Raw genomic sequence first — 18255 nt, 5'->3', positions numbered from 1 at the left:
GAGACTGCCGGAGGACCTCCACCAATCAGAATCTGTCAACGCGACATTTGCGCTGTTCTTGGCGCGTCAGGCCGGGCCAAGAATGACGCTCAGCGTTGTTCCATTTGGCCTGCTATTCTCGAATCGTCGAGCAACGACGCCCGTTTGCGCGCGCAAAGCTGACACGCGCACGCAAGGGTTCCCGTTGATGGGCGGTGCCAGAGCGCACTCGTTGCCCTGCGCATGTACTGGTGTCACTTGGGAAGGTGTTCTCTCAGATGTGCTTGCAATCAAAACTTGAAGCCGTGGTTCACAAACTGATCACCCTATGGCTCCTCGTCGGCGGCGCAACGGCTGCCGCGGCAGTCGAGTCCCGGGTATTGGAAGTCCGGCCTGGCCAAGAACTCACGTTTGACCTTGGCGCCGACGAGAGCAACCTCGACATTCAATGGATCGGAGGCGCGGGGCCCCATGTTCTGATTCTTGAGCAAATTGGCGCAGACGTCGTCGTCAGTCGCAACAATCGACTGAACAGGCAAAATGCTCCAAGCGGTCGCAATGGGCCGGAACTCGTTCTGGCCGACGTGCCGGAGACCATTCAGGTTGCACGGAAGACCGCAGAAAAGAATCCGTGGCGCCTAAGAATCATTAGTCTGCCGGTCACGCGACGGGAGCTGGCGGGTCTCGCCGCAATCGAGGAGGCGCATCAGGCCAATAGCTCGGGCAGCGCCAGAGGTTGGGAGCATGCGCTGAAGAAAATCCGAAGAGCCCTTGGCCTGAAGGCTACATGGCCACCGCAGTTAGCGCTGGAATGCCCAGTCCGAGCCAGTGAGGCGGCCTTAGCGAGGCGGCTGAAACGCCACAGCGAGGCCATTGTTGCGTACAAAGAGGCTACTGCCGTCTGTACCGATGACAGCTGGCGCGCAGTCATCGAGAATGGGTTGGGGCTGACCTACCGGGAAATGCAGGAGTTTGAGCTGGCCCGGGCACACTTCGATCAAGCACGCACGCTTGCTCTGGCATCAGCGAACAGGTACGAGGCGGCCTCGGCCGCCAATAATCTGTGCCTGATCCTCATTCATGATGGAGCCGTGACTGAGGCTAAGGCGTGTTTTCAACGTGTCATCAAGGAGTACTGGGCAGAAGGCCTCGTCACCCACGTTGCCGAGCCACTGCTGAATCTGGGCGCAACAGCCATCGCCCTGGGCGAATCCGACTTGGCCATCAAGAACCTTAAGGAGTCCACTGACATATATCAAAAAGCAGGGGATTCAAAGGGTATGGCAAAAGCGCTGATGAATCTATCGCGCGCCCAATCCCGCAGCGGTGCGTTGCAAGCAGCGCTTAAATCGATCAGTGACGCGCAATCGCGGGCCGAATCGTCAGGCGAACCCGACTTGCTTGCCAACATCATGCTGATCAAGGCCGACCTGTACCAGCAAGCCGGGGACACGGCTGCCCTGAGGCGCTATGCGCAGGATTTGCTGGAAATGACGAAGAAGACGCCCAACCCGCGTACAGAGGCATTGGCCTGGGTACTCCAGGCCAGCATTTCGCCCGCCGAAGATGCATTGACCCTGCTGCAGAAAGCGGAGCGGCAGTGGCGTCTGACTAGGCAACCCGAACCGTTGGCCGAAACACTGCTGGCGATCAGCCAGAAGGCGCTGTCGCTGAATCGCCTTGATCTTGCCGTAAAGACCGCCAAAGAGGCATTGCGATTGGCAGAGTCAAATGGCTTCCTGACGACCAAGGCTGACGCGCTCGCGGCGCTCAGCCGATTGCACCGAGCAAGCCATCCCAAAACCGCTCTCAAACATGCGCAAGCGGCTTCAGCACTCAACCTCACACTTGGTCGAATTGCCGAACAAACTGAGAACGAGTATCTGATTGCGGTGCTGCTCAAGGACATTGGTGACAGCTTGGGCGCGACCAAGGCGCTGACAAATGCGGCCGGTCTCTCGGTCCGAGCACTGGCGCAACCGTTGAGTCAACGGCATCGCCGGATGCAGGCCGCGAACTCGGTCGAAATTCTGAGCACGTGGACAGACTGGCTGCTCGCTGATCGCGCCGATTCCGAAATCCCCAATGAGCAATCCCTCACGCCATTGACTACCTATTGGAGCCGCGTGAATCAGTGGCGCAATCGAACCGATCGGCTCGACCGTGAAGCCGCGGCGCTATTGGCAGAATGGCGCGCAAAGCTGCTCGTACTGCGAGATCCAGAACAAAACGACGCGTCTCGCGCCGCGTTGCAGAAGCGGATCAGTTGGCTGGAGCAACAGATGGATTTGCTTGGGAACGCCGAAGCGCCCGCGAATCCGACCGCTGCGATGAATCTGCCGGTTGGTCAGAAGACAACCGGTTCGGATGATGTCACGCGGATTTGGTTGCTGCCGGGTGAAGATCAGGTGTACGTGTTGATCCGCGACCAAACGGGTCGGCGCGCGCTGACGTTGCCGTCGGCGTCCACAATCCGGGACTGGCAGGCGCGCATTCGAGAGACCCCAGACAAACTCGGGCTCTGGTCCGACTTGGATGAGCAGCTTGAAGACTTGCGGCAAGCGCTGGCAGCCGCGCGCAATCTGCTGGTGTTCGATCCGGAAATGCTGGCCTTGCCATGGCTTGGGCTGCTTGGCGATGCGCAAGGCGAACTACTGGTCGAGGGCCGTAGCATTCGATATCTGCAGGCATGGACCGGTAGCGAACCAGATGAGCTGGCGCTCAGCCCGCTTCGGCTAGGTTGGCCATCGTTCCAGGGGGAACAGGTTGATCCCGAGCGACGCGCTGTCGCGCGTGTGCTGCCAGATTTGCCGATTCAAGATGACTTAGTTGCCAGTCAGCAGTCTGGCGCCTGGATTCTGCAAGTGCCCGGGCACCACGTGATTGACCAGAATGACTTGGCGCAAGCGGTATCGTTGGCGCGGAGCGGCAACACGAACCTGTTTGGCCCAGAACGGCTGGACGCATACAAAACACCGCCAAAATTGGTGTTTCTGAATGCCTGCGGCGGGCATTCGGGGATGGGCGGACTGGGTTTGCTCGATCTCATCGCAAGACCCGGTGTGAAGGCAGCAATCATCAATGCCTGGGATGTTCCTGACGTGGCCGCCGAACGGTTCGCCGTGCGGTTCTACGAAGAGCTCGAAAAATCCCCGGATCAGCCAGCAGAGGCCCTGTCCCGAACCCAAACCGGCTTTGCTGCGCGTTTCGGCCGCCGGTTGCTCAGGGAATGGGCAGGCTACGTCTTGGTCGAACTGGCTGCCTCGGAATCAGCGACTGCCAGCCTGAGAGAATAAACCTGTTCAGGACACTGCTTGGACGAGCCGGACCGGTCAGACGCGCTGCGCCAGGTCGGAACTGATATTTGGGCCATGAGGATGGCCTGAATGAACCAGCAGTCTGGGGCTCGGCGGTAGCGATGTCGAAGTGTGGTCGAAGGTTGCCAGGTCCGGTGCGCCTGGCGTTCAACGCCAACGCTTGATCAACCCAGTGCAACGCGATAGAAGACAGGATGGAGAAGCGGCGGATGCAACCGAGATGCAGGGTCACCAGCGCAGCAATACACATCTTCGAGTCCAACTACCGAGGGCAACCACGTTCGTGCCATGCTTGCCCGCATCGATGGAGTTCACGCCATCATGCATAGTGCCGATCTTGAATACATCGGGTTGAATTTGATGTTCGATTCAAGTCCCGATGCGGCGCCGACACCCGTCGCCAAGGAATTCGAAGCGGTGCTGGCCGCTCGGTTTCAGCGGCCTCTGCTCCTGTTCTTCCGCGCGAACTGGTCCGACTGGCACAGCGCCGAGGACTTGACGCAAGACACGCTCAGCACGGTCATCCGTAAGCTGCGTGAAGCGCCGCTTCGGGATTCCGAAAAACTCAAGGCCTATGTGTTTTCGACCGCGCGCTATGTCCTTGCGAACCGCCGCCGGGATAGCGCCCGCCACGGCGACGAGACCGGAGCGGTGTCGCTTGAATCGGAACCCGATCTGCTGCCAGCAGGCCCAGCGGAGAACCCCCAGGCACAAGCCGAATCTGATCAACTCAGCCAAATTGTGCGAACGCTGATTGACAGTCTGGAGCAGACGCGCGACCAGGACATCCTGCGCGACTACTACCTGCATCAGATTGACAAGGAGACCTTGTTGCTACGATACCGAATGAAGCCTTCGCAGTTCGACAACGCGCTGTATCGGGCCCGCAGCCGACTCCGTGAGCTGCTGACCCGATGGGGCTGGCCACAATGACCACTTCAGCCAATAGCCTCGCGCAACAGCGCGCACAAGACTACGTTCGCGGCCGCCTGACCGAACGCGAGCGGGAAGTATTTGAGCTGGAAATGGTCGACCAACCCGAGTTAATGGATGCACTTGAGGTGGAAATCGCGCTGCAACAAGGCCTGCGCCATGTCCCCGCGCGCCGGGCCAGCCGTGCCACCCGCTTTGTCGAACGGCTCAGTATGCCGATGGCGCTTGCGGCCAGCCTCGCGATCGGCATAGGGCTTGGCACAATCCTGAACCGCAACAATGCCGATGGCTCGGCGCCCGCAACCTTGGCCGGGCTATACGTCGATCAGGTTCGCGGCGAACCGCGCCTACCGGAAGCAAACACCAGCGAGCAGGCGATCGTGCTCGAATTGCCGATCCGATACGACGATCCGGTGCGCGTGCGCTTGATCGCCCCGGATGGGCATGCGCTGCCTGAACAACACGCCAGACCTGATACGCAAGGCCTTGTGCGGCTTCTGCTGCAAGCCCGACAACAGATTCCCGGAACGTGGCAGCTCGAGATCGAGTCAGATGGCCACCAAGTCGACCGTCGGCAGTTCGAGCTCCGCCCGCCCCAGTAGTGACGGCATTCTGGGAGCGTCTGAACCAGTCCATCCTGGTCCCGCTACCGCAAATCCGGACGTACCCGAACGGAGCTGGCCGCGACTCGCCACGGCATAGACATGGGCAAAAGCGCACCATGGCCCATGCCGCACGAACCTATACGATTTTGAGTGCGATTTTGAGTGGACAACCACCGGAACCTCTCCCACGATGGCAGGGAATTGGTATCGTCACGCCAGCCCGCACAGCCCGGCAAAGAGGACCCTACCCATGCGTGCACGCATCGACCGAACTCCCTCTGGCGAAGAGCGCGTGTTCATTGACGACATGCCGAGTGCGGCGGTCGGCCATCAGGCTGTGTTCAAATTACTCCGACAGGTCTATGTGCACGATTCGCGCGGCATCCATTACTACCAGGAGCTGTCGCGACACGACTTCACCGTGCAGGGAACCACCCTGGAACTGCCCTTGCCTGAAACGATTGAGCCGCGGTTCGCCTACCGAGGCGATGATGTGTCGATTCGCCTGATGGCGCGTCTGGAAGTCGACGATGGGGTGTTGTTCGACACCACCGCCGATGCCGAAATCGAGCTGCCCGAACTGCCACGCACGGCGGCCCACAGCCCCGCCAGCAACGATTTGATCGAACCCAAGGATCATTACAGTCTCGGTGCCAACATCGCGGCCATTCCGCTGCGAAACAAGATCCTCGTGCTGGGCCTGCTCGTCATCGGCGGTTTGCTCGCGTTGGTCAATGCCGCTATTGGCGTCCATGATGAGCTTGTCCCGGAGGCAGCCACGGTGTTCTACGATCACCATGGTTCCGATGGGTCAGAGTCACCCATCATGAAATCTCTGGCGGGCAGCGGTGGTCTGAGTGTCACGCTCTGGCTCATCATCCGAGCCCAACTGCGTCGCTACATGCACATCAAGATGAAAGATGGCCAACAGCTGCCCTACCGCGGACTAACCGTCTCGATCGGTGACATGCTGGAAGGCGTATCGCGCGTGCCGTTGGAGAAGATCACCATCCGAGTGGTGGCGGTCAATCTTGAAAAGGGCCAATACAAACGGGGCTCGGGCACCAAGGAGCGCACCATTTCATTCAGTACGCCAAAACACGGCGTGATTCTCTTCGAACAGTTTATCCCGTACGTCCCAGCACGCATGCCGCTACAGCACTATGTGCAAGGCTACGTTGATTTCACGCCAATGTTCGATTGCCTGTATCCACCCATCGACGCAAGCAGCAGTCATGGTCTGGCTGTGGATTGGGAAGTGCAGTTGCTCCACCCGCTATTCGTCGATCAAGAACTGAAGGGCAAAGCTGCTGGCATCGATTGGCGCGAGTTCTATCGCAACGAACCGGAATGACGTGCCCCATGAGGACTGAATCACCGCCATTTGATGACGTTCTGGGTTTGGCATCGTTGCCCCTCGGCCGTAATCGTGGCGTCGTGTTTTGTGGGCGCAGCGGTGCGGGCAAGAGCAGCGCGATTCGATTCATGATTGAGCGCCACGCCGCATTTCGTGAAACGCGTGCAGACCTTGATGTGATCGAGGAACTGTACGACCTCCGCGATCTGCCGCGCTTTATCGATGCCATGCGCCACGCACGCCCGTTGCTGATCGCAAGTCACTGGCCGATTCGGCTCCATCGACTGTTGGCGCCTTTGTGCCGAATGATGGTCATTGACCTTGACCAACCGCAAGAGAAAATTCGCCAGGCCCTGAGGCGCAAACGCGTTGATTTCTCAGACCACGCGGTGTCAAGCTTCTGCAAAGCGTTCGGCGCCAACTACACGGATCTGGCCCTCGTCATCGAACGCTATCCTGACCTGAGCTTCGACTATGCCTGGAGGCGATTCCAGCGCGAATGCAGCGTCCGCGAAAGCAAGCCTAGCTGAACGGCTCTGAAGCCGTAAGGCCAAGTTTTTCGGGGTTAGCCAAGACCCGGCAGCTTGGGATTGTAGATAGGAGCTGTTTCCCTCAGAGTCCCAATCCATCTTTCTGTATTCGGACTTTGTCACGCATTACTTTGGACTCAATTTGGTATGGCGTGGATGTATTGGTGGTCGATCAGAAGCCTCGCCGTGCAGCGGAGCGTGTTCTGGTCCGAGGGTTTTTTGGACATTCTGTCTCAATGGCGCCCCAGAGGTCGGTCGGCGTCGCATCGGTTCGAGGGACGTCGTTTGCTTGGCGAGTATGCGCACCAGCGCCGTGACCAGCAGGCTCATCAGTTTCGAAAACGAAGCAATTCCTGACTTGAACTGGCATCTAGGTGCCGAAAGAGACCGCAAGAGCCCGGCCATGTGTTGCGTCAGCGCAACACTCGGACAATCGAAACTTTATTCTTGATCGATTGGGGCACGCTAATCCGAGTGCACATAGACGGCATGACAAAGAGTCGTGTCGGGGCTCAATTTCCCACCGCAGGAAGCGATATAACTCGTTGTTTTTACGGGTTTTCCATCACGCCATGCCGGCACGCTGAGCGGTCCCTGAACAGAAATGCGATACCCCTGGTTCAAACTGTTTGACTCATGAAACGTGATGTAACATTCGCCGCCACAGGGGAGCCTCTCGATTTGCGGAAACGCGAGTCGCGGGCCGATGTTTCAGCTTTCCTGACCAGAAACCCTAGTGGTGTGTGGTCGGCTGATCGTGTCTCCAACCATGAGACCGGGGCTTGGCAACATCCATCGCCAGGGTTGACGCGCACTGGGGCCACTTTGCCCAGTGGGGCGGAATGCGCTGAGGATTTTGCTGGTTCGGCTTCAATCGTGAGCGCATGTCTGGCTCAAACAGACGCGCCTACTCTGCAATTGATTCGACTTCGCCACGGAACGGGGAGTCGTGGTTCGGCATGGCGTCGGCGGCCAGTAACAGGGCATGACCGGAGCGACAGCAAGCATAGGCAGCCCCAAAGCATGAGCATCGAAGCCGTCGCAATCACATCTTTGTTGGTGCAATGGCGCTCTGGCGACCGCCAAGCAGAGAGCGCCCTGGCCAAGGCGATTTATCCCATTCTCCGGCAAGTGGCGCAGTCGCAACTTCGAAAGCACGGGCATGAGGTGACGCTGAGCGCCACCGACCTGGCCCAAGACGCGTACATCAAGCTCCGCGAGCAGTACAGCGTGGATTGGAAGAATCGCGAGCACTTCTTTGCGATTGCCGCGACGGTCGTGCGGCGGGTGGTCATTGACTACCTTCGCGAACGCTACGCGGACAAGCGCGGTGGCGGCAAGATCATGGTCGACGTGCACAGCATGGCTGAGAATGAAGCAGCCTCCGACGGCAACCAGGCAATCGATTGGATCGCTTTGGATGCCGCCTTGGATCGACTCGCGGCCATGGACCCGGAATGCGCCCGCGTCGTCGAAATGAAACTCTTCACACCCATGACAGCCGAGCAGATTGCTGACGTGTGCAGTTCTTCCGTCGCGACTGTTGGGCGCCACTGGCGATTCGCCCGCCACTGGCTCGCCAGCGAACTCGACGAGGCAGGCATCAAGCATGCAGAGTAATCGCTATGCCCGGGTGCGTGAGCTCTTCGACGCCGCGCTCGACTATCCAGAAGCGGAGCGCGTTCAGTTTGTGCGCTCGGCGGCCGAAGACGAGGCTACGGCCAACGAAGTGATCCGACTGCTGGGCTATGGCAGCCAGGCCAAGTTGCAAACGCAGCAGCCACTGCAACTGCTTGCTGAGTCCGAAAACCAGGCGCTGACGGCCGGTCGCCGCATGGGCAAGTATGTGCTGTTCGAGGCAATTGGCGAAGGCGGGATGGGCCAGGTCTATCGCGCGCGGCGCGTCGACGATACGGAACAGTGGGTTGCCCTGAAGGTCATGCGCAAGGGCTTGTTCAGCACACCTTCGGAAGATCGCTTTCGGGTCGAGCGCCAGATTCTCGCGCGGCTCAGCCACCCAGGCATTGCCCATTTCATCGACACCGGAACAGATGAAGATGGCAACACCTACGTCGTCATGGAATTGGTGGAAGGCCAGCCCTTGCTCGCCTACGCCGATCAGCTGGGGCTCGGCACGCGCGCCAGGATCGGGCTGTTCCGACAATTGCTCGCCGCGGTCAGCTATGCCCATCAACAGCTGATCATTCATCGCGACATCAAGTCGGCCAATGTAATGGTGCGGCCCGATGGTGTGGTCAAGTTGCTCGACTTTGGCATCGCCAAACTCATCGCCGACAACGATCGGCACACGATGACCAGTGATCGCATGTATACGCCGCTCAGTGCCGCACCCGAGCAAATCCGCGGCTTGCCCTGCGGGGCTGCGACTGATGTGTATGCACTGGGCATTCTGTTATACGAACTGATTTCCGGCCGTCCGATCTTTGATCCGGAAGGCAAGACACCCGGCGAATTTGAAAGCCTGGTCCTGAGCGTCCCACCAGCGCCCATGCGGACGCAAGGCAAGACCAACCATCAGAAGCGAGACATTCCAGCCGATCTGGAACGTATCGTGGCGAAGGCCCTCCGAAAGGAACCAGAACGCCGATACGGCAGCGTGGAGCAGTTCGACGCTGATCTGGTGCGCCTGCTGGCGAACGAGCCGGTCTCTGTCACAGACAACACAGCGCTCTACCGCCTCCAGAAATTCTTGTCCCGAAACCGTCTCGCCAGCGGTTTTGCAGGACTGAGTTTTCTCGCGACGCTGGTCGGGTTGGCCGTTGCCTGGAATCAGTATCAAGTGATCCTCGGTGAGCGCGACCGCGCCAATCTCGCACTCAATACAATGAAGCAGGCATTCGAGGGCGCCGACCCGACTGGCGAATTGGGCGGTGACCTCACGGCGCGCCAAGTGCTCGAGCGTTCTGCCCAGTCACTGGGACCATTGATCGATCAGCATGACAGCGCGTTTCAAGACTTGGCGGTCACCTTGATCGAAGTCCAGTTGTCGCTCGGACTGATGCAGGACGCAGACAATATGATGGCCAGGATTGACCCAGCGGCCCGTGAAACAGACTCACGCTTGTGTCTGCTTTCCGTGCAGATCGAAGTCGAACACCACCAATTGACAGCAGCGGCAAAGCAGCTCGATACGTGTGAGCATTTGCCGGCATCGGACCAGGTTCGCTCGGCATGGCTGCGCGCCCGCATTGCGTCGCGCAGCGGCAAGTACGCCGATGCAGTGAAAATACTGAAGCCACTGTTGGCAAGCACCAGCCCGGACCATCCGCTCTGGATCGAGTTGCAGCGCTTGATATCGTTGAATCTCGCCCAGCAGAATGATCTGGGCCAAGCACTTGCGGGGCTCCGAACGGCGCTCGCGACGGCGCGCAAGGCACTCCCTGCAGACCATCCGAATCTGACGCGCTTGGAATTGGTCCGATTGAAGACGATTGCCGCCGCAAATGGCGACAAGGTCTTGGTTGACGAGGGCAAGGCCATCCTCGAAATGTTGCGGCCCAAATACGGCGAAGACTCGCTGGTCGTCGGCGGCATCGCGTCGCTGATTGGTATCGCACTATCAAAGCAGCGCCGAGACAACGAAGCAGTAGTCTTTCACGAACGCGCCTTTCGCAGCTTCTCGAACGAGTTTGGCCGGAATCACCGCAGCAGCATGCGTATGGAAATCAACCTTGTCATGTCACTCGCCGCGGCGAAACAAGATCCTGCCGTGGTGCGGCAGCGATTCGAGGATTTGCTGACGCGTGCAGACCGAGATGACCTGCGAGAATTCCACAAGTTTGTAGCGGTCGAGTATGCCAAGTACCTCGGTCGGCAACGCGACTTTCGAAGTTCGATGACGATTCTGACATCGATCAGACCGCCCAAGATGACCAAGACCGGTGCCGATACGTCGTTGCGCCCGGACTATCTGGCATGGCTCAACCACGCATACTGGCGACTACCTTGTGCGGACGACCCGGTCGGGGCGTTTACTCAGGACACAGCATGCGCCATCCCCATGGGGACGTTCTCTGCTTTATGTGCCGAGGCAAGAACGGCCCTGTGTTACACAGAGCAGCCCGAGCTGCTTGCCGTACCCCAAAATCAATCGCTGTATCACTAATGAGAGTACTTTTATGAATCGGACAATATTCAACACCTGCTTCTCGCTCATCTTTGCTTTAGCCGCGTTCCAAGCCCCGTTCGCGAATGCCACGACGCCACCCAGCACAGACCCAGACGATCCACTGCCTTATTGCAACGAGGAACTCCGCCCCGAATGGACCGAGGATTTCAACGCCGAACTTGATAGTGTGCGTTATGACTATGAGTCACGGACTGACGGCAATCGATGCACGCCGCAGATTGGCGGCGGCGGCACCGAAAGCCTCACGCCGGTTGACGACGTTATTCCCGGCGAAACGATCTACCGCTCAAGCATTAGAAGACACGCGACTGACCGACTCCTGTCATTCATCTCCTGCTACAAGTCCCAATCTGGTCTCACGTGCGATGCCAGCCCGACGTCTGACGACATTTTGCTGACCTATTACTGGTCGACCAGCGGTAACGTTCGGGTTAGCAGCAGAGAAGCGCGGTCAGTGACCATTACCTGTGCTTCAGACACTGGCGACTCTGGTGGTGGCAGCATCACGTTGTATGTGTCTAGCGGCTACACCTTAGGCACGATTGAAGCGAAGCGAACCATCAAATGCAGCGGTAGCGGCACCGCATTCGGCCCCCGCTTGCGTTGAATCGAAACTGACGGCGGCGCCTGAACTGCCCCATCTATTGGCCGAATTCGGCACGATTCGGCCAATGATGGATTGGCGAACGCCTAGTGAGGGTCTGAACCTATCCATCCTGGACGTTCAGACCCTCCGTCGATTTCCGTGCCCGAGATCCGTGCTTGTCATGGATCAAGCCCTGCCAATTCGCCCTCTAAAAGCACTCGCGTTTCACCGAGGGTAAAGCTTCGGCTTTGCAGCGGCACAGCAAACTGATACGTACTTTGTGTGTCGCTGTTGACTCCGGTTCCTGAGACCGACACGCGTTTCAGAACGTATGCCAACTCCAGGCGCAAGAGCGATTTTCGAAGCTGCTCGGAAGCGGCACGAATACCAGCCGAGGCAAGTGTTGCGACCCATGACGGCAAGTCGAGCTCAGGGGCCCCGCTCAACGTGTTCAGTGCCACCTGATAGACCAAAGCCCGATCAAATCGGTTGTCCAGGTCGAACGGACTGAGCTTGCTCCAACCAGTCAGTGCATCCTGGATCGCCTCCGACTTCATGGCCACCTCAAGTTGACCTCTCGTCAACACGCGCTCAGGTTGCTTGGCTTGCTCCAGAAGCTGCTGACAGATGATCGCAATCAGATTGGCTCGATGACCGCACTGCTCGATCAAGTGCTGGGGCAAGTCCAGATGCTCGAACTGGAGCCCGAGTCGCTGCATGGGCTCAGTTGCCAAGGCCAGACATGCCGCCTCGTCCAGTGGCCCAAGGCGAAGCACGTCACCAAAGTTGCGAATCGGCGACGCAAAATCCAGCGCCACGGCCTCATACAGATCCCAGAAGCCAGCCAGGATGAAGCGGCATTGCCCCTCCTCGCTCAGCGCGCGCAGCTCAGAGAGCTGCGGATAGCCAGAGCGCGCATCGTCGCGCAGAAAGAGATCGCATTCATCGATCAGCAAGAGCAAGCGCGACTTGCCGGTCTGCTGCTGCATCAGCTGGAGTAGCGCCGCCAGGGGCAGATCCGCATCAGCATCTACCCATTGCGACAATCGTGCGCGCAGTCGATGGTCCCTTAACGACACGTAGCGGCAGGCCACCTCTGGATGTCCCGCGTAATGGCGCTCGACCGCCTTCATCAGACTGGTCTTGCCCAGTTGGCGACCCCCGACAAGCAGGTAGTTGCTGGGCTCCCGATTGAGTATTCGCGCGAGCTCCTGCTGCCGGCCAAAAAAGCCTGACGGCCGCGTGATACCACCCCGTGTCTGATACGGTGAAATGCGCGTGACCGGCAACTGTTTGGCGAACAAATCTGCCAATACGGTCTCGGCACTAGGCGCCAGCAGCCACTCAGTGAGTACGGATTGGTCGGCATAGGCGGCAATGTGATTCGAGTCTGACGCCCATGCATTCAAGCCCTTGTCGCTGGCGACATTTGGACTGACAACCAGAAACACGTCGTCGCTCAATCGCTGATGACGAAGCCACTGTAGCAATTCGTGGTGACTGAGGTCGGCATTTGGCAGATAGACCAACACGCGCTCCAAGGCCAATGGAAACGTCGGTGGCAGTTGCCAGAGCTGAAAGCAGCCCGGCCATTGGCCATGTGGCCAGGGTGCAGGCACGGCCGCCAGACGCTGTGCCAGTTGATTCAGCCGTTCATCCGCAGCGAGTTCACGCCACCTCAGTGCCAGTTGCCAATCGGGTTCACTGATGCCGGCGACCGCCAGCGTGCTGGACGTTCGGAACAGTGAGCGTAGGCGCCAGTGGACGGCTGGCAAACGATTCAATGGTATGGTCCGGAGTAGCCTCGGGTTGCTTTGTATGCTTGCGAGAATCGGATCGAACCGGGCCAACCAGATCCAACTCAGCGGGATGCTCAGCATGACAATGAACAGTGCGATCCACCATGGCGACATCGCGCCTGAATCCGGGAGGCGGCACTCGTCGAACAACCATGCGTCGGGCGGCGCTGGTTGTCCTGGTTGACAGTGCCAGCGTCGATTCTTGGCGTCGTAAGTCAGCAGTAGTTCGGTATCCCGCAAGCCGGTGCTGCGATCGAATCCGTTAACCATTCGAATACTTAAGACACCGTGAGCTGGCATGCTGAGTGCGATCAGCCCATTGTTGTCTGGCTCGTAAATATCGATGGGCGCTTTGGGCCAGGCTTGGTGTTCGGTCAAGTAGTCCACCGACTCGACCTTGATTTGTTGCATGCTGTGCCGAACCAATGCGAGCATCGAACCCGTTTCGGCGTCAGCCCCGATCCTGGCAAATCGAAATGGGTTCAATTCAGGTAGCAACCAATTGCTGAGCACCAGCCAGGACAACGCGGCCACCAGGAGCATGCGCCACCAGGGCGGGCGCGAGAACATCAGCCTGCTCAAGACGGCGTCTCACCGGATTCAGTCAGCGCGTTCGCCTCGTGCAACGCCCGTCGCCCGAGCGCACGGACTAAGTCAGCCCGCCAAACCAGCACCCGGGTATGGGCTTCGGTGCGTTGTTCCACAATCAGGTTGGACCAGTACAGCGCGCGCAGATCTGGATCTTGCAGCCAGGGCCTGACGGGACCGAGCGCATCCTTGTTGAGCAACGCCGTCAACCGCTGGCGCCCGTCGGCATGTTTCAGCCAGGGCAAGAAGCTGGTCCAGAGCAGATCAGACTCCTCCAAGCGCGCAGCAAGCGTTGAAGGTGACAGGTCATTCTCTTCGTGCAATAGGCGCATCGCTTCAGCAAGCAACAAGGGGTGCGCACCGGACACCGCCAATGCCGTTTTGCACGCGCTCGCATCGAGTCCCGGCGCAGAGAGCGTCCCCACGAGTGACGCTGCCTCCGGTTCGGGCCATCGGCTCGTCTGCGCGATATTGAGAAGTGAGAGATCGCCGCCTTCGAACTTCAGCGATGCGAGCCCCTCGCCGCCACAAATCAACAAGAAGAGTTTGCCGCTGTGCATTTCACTGAGGCTGCGCAGGATGCCGGCCAATGTATCTCGGTGTTGTGGTGGCGCCTGCTCGAATCGACTGACCAAGCAAAACAGAGGCGCTGGCTCACGCAGGCGACGAGACAACGCTGTTTCGAACTCCAGATCGGAGTTCACCCCATCCAACCCACAATGGGCCGCCAACGCCGCAAAGTACCGGTCGGTGTCTGGGCTGAGACTATACGGCGGCTGTAGATGCAACACACGATCCCGGCCAAACCGCCGACCGGCTTCGACCAGAATGGCGTGCCGCTCAGGAGGCTGACCCAGATGCGCCGGGCAGAGCAGCATCAAGATGGGATAGGGCTTCAGTCGTTGCAACTGTTCAAATACGGCCAGGACCTCAGATCGCGCGGGCTCTGATTGCGCCTGATCTGGTTCCTGCCGCTCGGTATCGCCTGGAAACTCTGGCTCGAAGCCCGCAGCACGCAACAGCACATTGGTCTCCTGCTCGGATAGCCGCAGATAGCGCGCGCAGGCCAAGACCCGATCCCGGTGACGGCGCCCTGGAATCGAATCGCCATTTCGCCAGTTGTTGACGGCTTCCCGGCTCATGCCGATCTCGGCAGCCACATCGGCGGCGCTGGCGCGAATCCGGCGCATATGCTGACTCAATAGTTCGGCAAATTGCTGGCGGTTCATCGTTGCATCGGTGCCAGCGCTGGCTGCCAAGACCTCGAATGACACGGGGCCATTCGAGTCCTCAGGGCAACGCGCCTGGCGCATCCTCGTTAGCGAAACCTTGACCATAGCAGCTTCGCGATTCAGGGCCGACAGACCGACCATCCCACCGGTGCCAGAGGTCGTTACAAAAATGCCGCTGGCGCCATCAAGACCCAGAGCCCCGCCAGCATGACGTACTTGACGGCCGTCACCCAGGACGCCTGGGGCGAATAGCGGTCGGCCTGCAGAATGCGAACAAATGGCGGCTCGCGCAGGCGGGTCGTCAACACCAGCAACGCCATGGCACAAAGCAGTGCGCCCATCACGCCGACGCCCCATGGCCCGAGGGTATCCAGCACCCAAACCACCAACTGCTTCATCCCTTTGCGACGGCCCTCCACCACGTACTCATCCACAGACCGGATCGCAATCGCCGCTTTCACCGCAATACCGGTGCCGAGCGCGAAGATGCTTAGCGTCAGCGCCGACGCAAACGCCGCCCGCGCTTTGCTGTATTGGTCTTCGAAATGCTGGAACCGGCCGTCAGTGACACGTTGCACCGCCAGATAGACCTGCTCCCGGATACCCACATCATCAACGCTCAATGACTCGGTCTTGCTCTCCTTGCCGCTGCCAATCGTGAATGAAAGCTCGTCGTCAGCCGTGCTCCAGCTGAGCTTGGTAGCCGAACGCAACACGACATGGGTGGCGTCCTTGCCGAATACCTGGGCGGGCGACTCGCCGGCTTTCAATCGCTGTGCTTGCGCGTCTAGCTGGTTCATGGCGCCGGCTTCGGCGTAGACCGCCTCTTGCGTCACGGCGATGAGTTGCCCTTTGCCTTCTTTGATGTCCAACCAATATTGCATGTCGTTCTCCAATCCGAGTTGCGTTGAGGATGCTGATCGCGCTCGCTGTGGCGGCTCAGAACAAGGTCAGAGCCAATGCGAGTCCGAAAGTCCAGGATGGACTGATTCGGACCCTCCCTGTGCGACCGGACCAGTATCGTCATTCAATCGACGTTGGAACATGGCCAACCTGTCCGCCCAACACTTGACGTTCTGTCAAGCGGCCGATCCGAGCCCCTGCGTACCGTCTGCCACGCTCGACACCCGGATCGCCTGACGGACTGCCGCGCTACTCCAGCCCGGAAGCAAACAGACCGTCGCTCAAGCACGCTCGCGAACGGGTCGGATCAACATAAACGTTCATGTCCATGTTGTTCTGAAACAAGTTGCCGTCGCCGCGCAACACCGTCCAGCGGCCGCCATCATGGGTCGTGGGTCGGTACCGAAGATGGACGGCAGACGGCACATACACGCCTTGATAGACCGGCGTCACCAACACGGCCGCGCACGGTGTGTTGTTGAGCATGGGGTGATCCATGATCAAGTCAAGACTCGTGCTGTTTGCGGCCGGGGCCGTGAACGCATAGGGCGCCCCGTCGTTGGCCAAGGTAACATCGAACAACGCGCCCTGCGGCATGGCCGTTTGGTCGGCATTGAAGATCGCCCAACGCGCATTCAGCACGTCGTACCAGACGCCGATGGGGTGGTTGTTGACGACGCCGCCCAACGGAATCGCGCGCTGGGTCACAATGGGCTTCGCAAAGAGATTCCCGTTTAGCGGCGCCCAGTTCAGATAGGTCAGGTTATTGCTGATATTGCTCGCGTCCGCCGTATGACTGAGCGTCTGGTGACGGTTGCTGTCGAGAACAAAGAAGCGCCGCGGTGGCGCAATAGATTGCTGGTTCTGACTGAAGATCACGGTGCGCAACGGCGCGCTGCTGGTCGTATAGACGCCCAGATGATTCGGCGCCCAAGCCGGCAGCGGGAAGCCTTCGACAATACTCTGCACCATGACCTCACTGAACGGGCGCGAGATCGTGTCTGGAATCGTCGTAATGTTCGACGCCGAGTTCTCGGTCGTGGCCAGGTGGACCTCTGCCCCACCGAAGTGATAGTTGTATGCACCGATTGTCGGCAACGTCGACGTCACGCTATCGAAATCGCCACCAGCCGGAATCGACGCGGCCAGCGCAGCGTTGATCGCGGGTGAACTGGCATTCAGGTGCAAATCGTATTGCGACACAAACTGCGGATCACCCGTGATCGGATTCGTCTCGGCGATCGCGGGCTGCGCGGTCTGGTGGTATAGGTTGTGAGCCATAAAGATCGTTGGCATTTCGAACGTTGCGACCGCGTTCGTGCCAATACGCGTGAAGATGTTGTTGTCAATTGTGGCGGTCGCTGTTGCGCCAGTGATGTCGATACCGAAGAGCTTCGACCGAATCGTGTTGTTACGGATGCGGGACGTCAGCCCAAGCGCGCCATCCTGGGCAATCTGACTGATGCCCACCTCGCACCCGATAATCACATTTCGATCCAAATCCGCGGTCACCGTCGCGCCCGAAATCGCCTGCATCGACACACAAATACCCGGAGCACCACGCAGAGACTCGACCCGATTGCGTACCAGCTTGACTGAACTCGAATGGCTCAAGGTCAGGCCTATCGGCACACCATTAACGGTGTTGATGAATTGGCTGTCGGAAATCTCTAGAGCGAGGCTTGGAGGCTGGCCAGACGTGGACACACCGAACCCTCCGGCGAATCGGAGGTTACGGATTCGGACAGTCTTGACTGAGGACTGTTGCAGCGCCGCGATTCCGATCGCGGTCGGCAGACCCGCTGGGCCCAAGACATCCAGCTGATTGAGCTCAATGGTGTGTTCGTCAGCAGGCTCGTTGGTGCCCATTCGCAACAGCAAGGGGGTCTCGATCAGCTGGACGTTCTCCAGCACATTCAGATTGCCAGGACCCGCAAAGCTCGACTGAATCTCGATGGTGGTGTTGCGAAAGCGCGCCCGCGCAGTGGGAGCGCTCTTGATGATCAACGGTTTGTTGACGAGCAGCGGCGTCGTGACCTCGCCGGCACCCGAACTGATCAGGATGGTGTCGTTGACAGCAGCGCCGTTGACGCACGCCTGCAAAGTGGTGTCGCACGGGGCGCTGCCCGGCCAGGTCAGCGTCGTGGCCTGTGCGGCAAAAGTGATCAGATAGGCGGCGGGAATCAGCAGGAGTCGTTTCATGGCGGTCTCAGGCAGGCGGAACTGTTTGGGATATCGCAGGAACCGCCAAAAACCGCGCAATCGCCAGACGCTAC

General features: G+C 59.2%; 12 protein-coding genes. 8 read left to right on the top strand and 4 right to left on the bottom strand.

What is annotated here, in order from left to right:
• Positions 1 to 257 precede the first annotated feature (257 nt).
• The 8 genes from C7S18_RS04790 to C7S18_RS04755 all read left to right on the top strand — a co-directional run bounded on the left by C7S18_RS04790 (position 258) and on the right by C7S18_RS04755 (position 11478).
• On the top strand, positions 258 to 3275 hold the full coding sequence (locus tag C7S18_RS04790; protein ID WP_106890485.1) for a CHAT domain-containing protein: 3018 nt from the start codon (positions 258 to 260) through the stop codon (positions 3273 to 3275).
• A 342-nt stretch (positions 3276 to 3617) separates the two neighbouring features.
• Positions 3618 to 4229 (top strand): RNA polymerase sigma factor, encoded by a 612-nt coding sequence (locus tag C7S18_RS04785; protein WP_170113112.1) that lies wholly within the window; start codon positions 3618 to 3620, stop codon positions 4227 to 4229.
• Positions 4226 to 4831, top strand: coding sequence for a hypothetical protein (locus tag C7S18_RS04780; RefSeq protein ID WP_146151767.1), 606 nt, complete (start codon positions 4226 to 4228; stop codon positions 4829 to 4831). Before C7S18_RS04785 ends, C7S18_RS04780 begins: the two co-directional genes overlap by 4 nt.
• A 253-nt stretch (positions 4832 to 5084) precedes the next feature.
• The gene (locus C7S18_RS04775; RefSeq protein WP_146151766.1) at positions 5085 to 6188 is read left to right on the top strand and encodes a hypothetical protein; all 1104 of its coding nucleotides are present in this window, start codon (positions 5085 to 5087) and stop codon (positions 6186 to 6188) included.
• Between the two features lie 8 nt (positions 6189 to 6196).
• Entirely contained in the window at positions 6197 to 6721 is a 525-nt protein-coding gene (locus tag C7S18_RS04770; RefSeq protein ID WP_106890481.1) for a hypothetical protein, read from the top strand.
• A 1023-nt stretch (positions 6722 to 7744) separates the two neighbouring features.
• Positions 7745 to 8341, top strand: coding sequence for an ECF-type sigma factor (locus C7S18_RS24410; protein ID WP_170113111.1), 597 nt, complete (start codon positions 7745 to 7747; stop codon positions 8339 to 8341).
• Entirely contained in the window at positions 8331 to 10847 is a 2517-nt protein-coding gene (locus C7S18_RS04760; protein ID WP_106890479.1) for a serine/threonine protein kinase, read from the top strand. Before C7S18_RS24410 ends, C7S18_RS04760 begins: the two co-directional genes overlap by 11 nt.
• Before the next feature lie 13 nt (positions 10848 to 10860).
• A complete protein-coding gene (locus tag C7S18_RS04755) occupies positions 10861 to 11478 on the top strand; it encodes a hypothetical protein (RefSeq protein ID WP_106890478.1) in 618 nt (205 codons plus the stop codon).
• 158 nt (positions 11479 to 11636) lie between these two features.
• On the opposite strand, the gene C7S18_RS04750 is transcribed toward C7S18_RS04755, so the two are convergent.
• From C7S18_RS04750 to C7S18_RS04735, 4 genes are all read right to left on the bottom strand, one after another.
• On the bottom strand, positions 11637 to 13826 hold the full coding sequence (locus C7S18_RS04750; protein WP_106890477.1) for an AAA family ATPase: 2190 nt from the start codon (positions 13824 to 13826) through the stop codon (positions 11637 to 11639).
• An 8-nt stretch (positions 13827 to 13834) separates the two neighbouring features.
• Positions 13835 to 15118, bottom strand: coding sequence for a helix-turn-helix domain-containing protein (locus C7S18_RS04745; RefSeq protein WP_146151765.1), 1284 nt, complete (start codon positions 15116 to 15118; stop codon positions 13835 to 13837).
• A gap of 119 nt (positions 15119 to 15237) precedes the next feature.
• Positions 15238 to 15960, bottom strand: coding sequence for a hypothetical protein (locus C7S18_RS04740; protein ID WP_106890475.1), 723 nt, complete (start codon positions 15958 to 15960; stop codon positions 15238 to 15240).
• Between the two features lie 268 nt (positions 15961 to 16228).
• Positions 16229 to 18181: a DUF7452 domain-containing protein gene (locus C7S18_RS04735; protein WP_146151764.1), complete on the bottom strand. Its 1953-nt coding sequence runs from the start codon at positions 18179 to 18181 to the stop codon at positions 16229 to 16231.
• Positions 18182 to 18255: the final 74 nt, after the last annotated feature.

Source organism: Ahniella affigens (assembly GCF_003015185.1).
GTDB classification, from domain to species: Bacteria; Pseudomonadota; Gammaproteobacteria; order Xanthomonadales; family Ahniellaceae; genus Ahniella; species Ahniella affigens.
Note: the sequence above shows the minus strand (reverse complement) of the source record. Positions and strands in the feature narration are given on the sequence as shown.

Coding starts and splice junctions, on each gene's coding strand:
- C7S18_RS04755 (WP_106890478.1), top strand. CDS start 10,861: ATGAATCGGACAATATTCAACACCTGCTTCTCGCTCATCTTTGCTTTA.
- C7S18_RS04775 (WP_146151766.1), top strand. CDS start 5,085: ATGCGTGCACGCATCGACCGAACTCCCTCTGGCGAAGAGCGCGTGTTC.
- C7S18_RS04790 (WP_106890485.1), top strand. CDS start 258: ATGTGCTTGCAATCAAAACTTGAAGCCGTGGTTCACAAACTGATCACC.
- C7S18_RS04760 (WP_106890479.1), top strand. CDS start 8,331: ATGCAGAGTAATCGCTATGCCCGGGTGCGTGAGCTCTTCGACGCCGCG.
- C7S18_RS04750 (WP_106890477.1), bottom strand. CDS start 13,826: ATGTTCTCGCGCCCGCCCTGGTGGCGCATGCTCCTGGTGGCCGCGTTG.
- C7S18_RS04740 (WP_106890475.1), bottom strand. CDS start 15,960: ATGCAATATTGGTTGGACATCAAAGAAGGCAAAGGGCAACTCATCGCC.
- C7S18_RS04770 (WP_106890481.1), top strand. CDS start 6,197: ATGAGGACTGAATCACCGCCATTTGATGACGTTCTGGGTTTGGCATCG.
- C7S18_RS04785 (WP_170113112.1), top strand. CDS start 3,618: ATGCATAGTGCCGATCTTGAATACATCGGGTTGAATTTGATGTTCGAT.
- C7S18_RS04735 (WP_146151764.1), bottom strand. CDS start 18,181: ATGAAACGACTCCTGCTGATTCCCGCCGCCTATCTGATCACTTTTGCC.
- C7S18_RS24410 (WP_170113111.1), top strand. CDS start 7,745: ATGAGCATCGAAGCCGTCGCAATCACATCTTTGTTGGTGCAATGGCGC.
- C7S18_RS04780 (WP_146151767.1), top strand. CDS start 4,226: ATGACCACTTCAGCCAATAGCCTCGCGCAACAGCGCGCACAAGACTAC.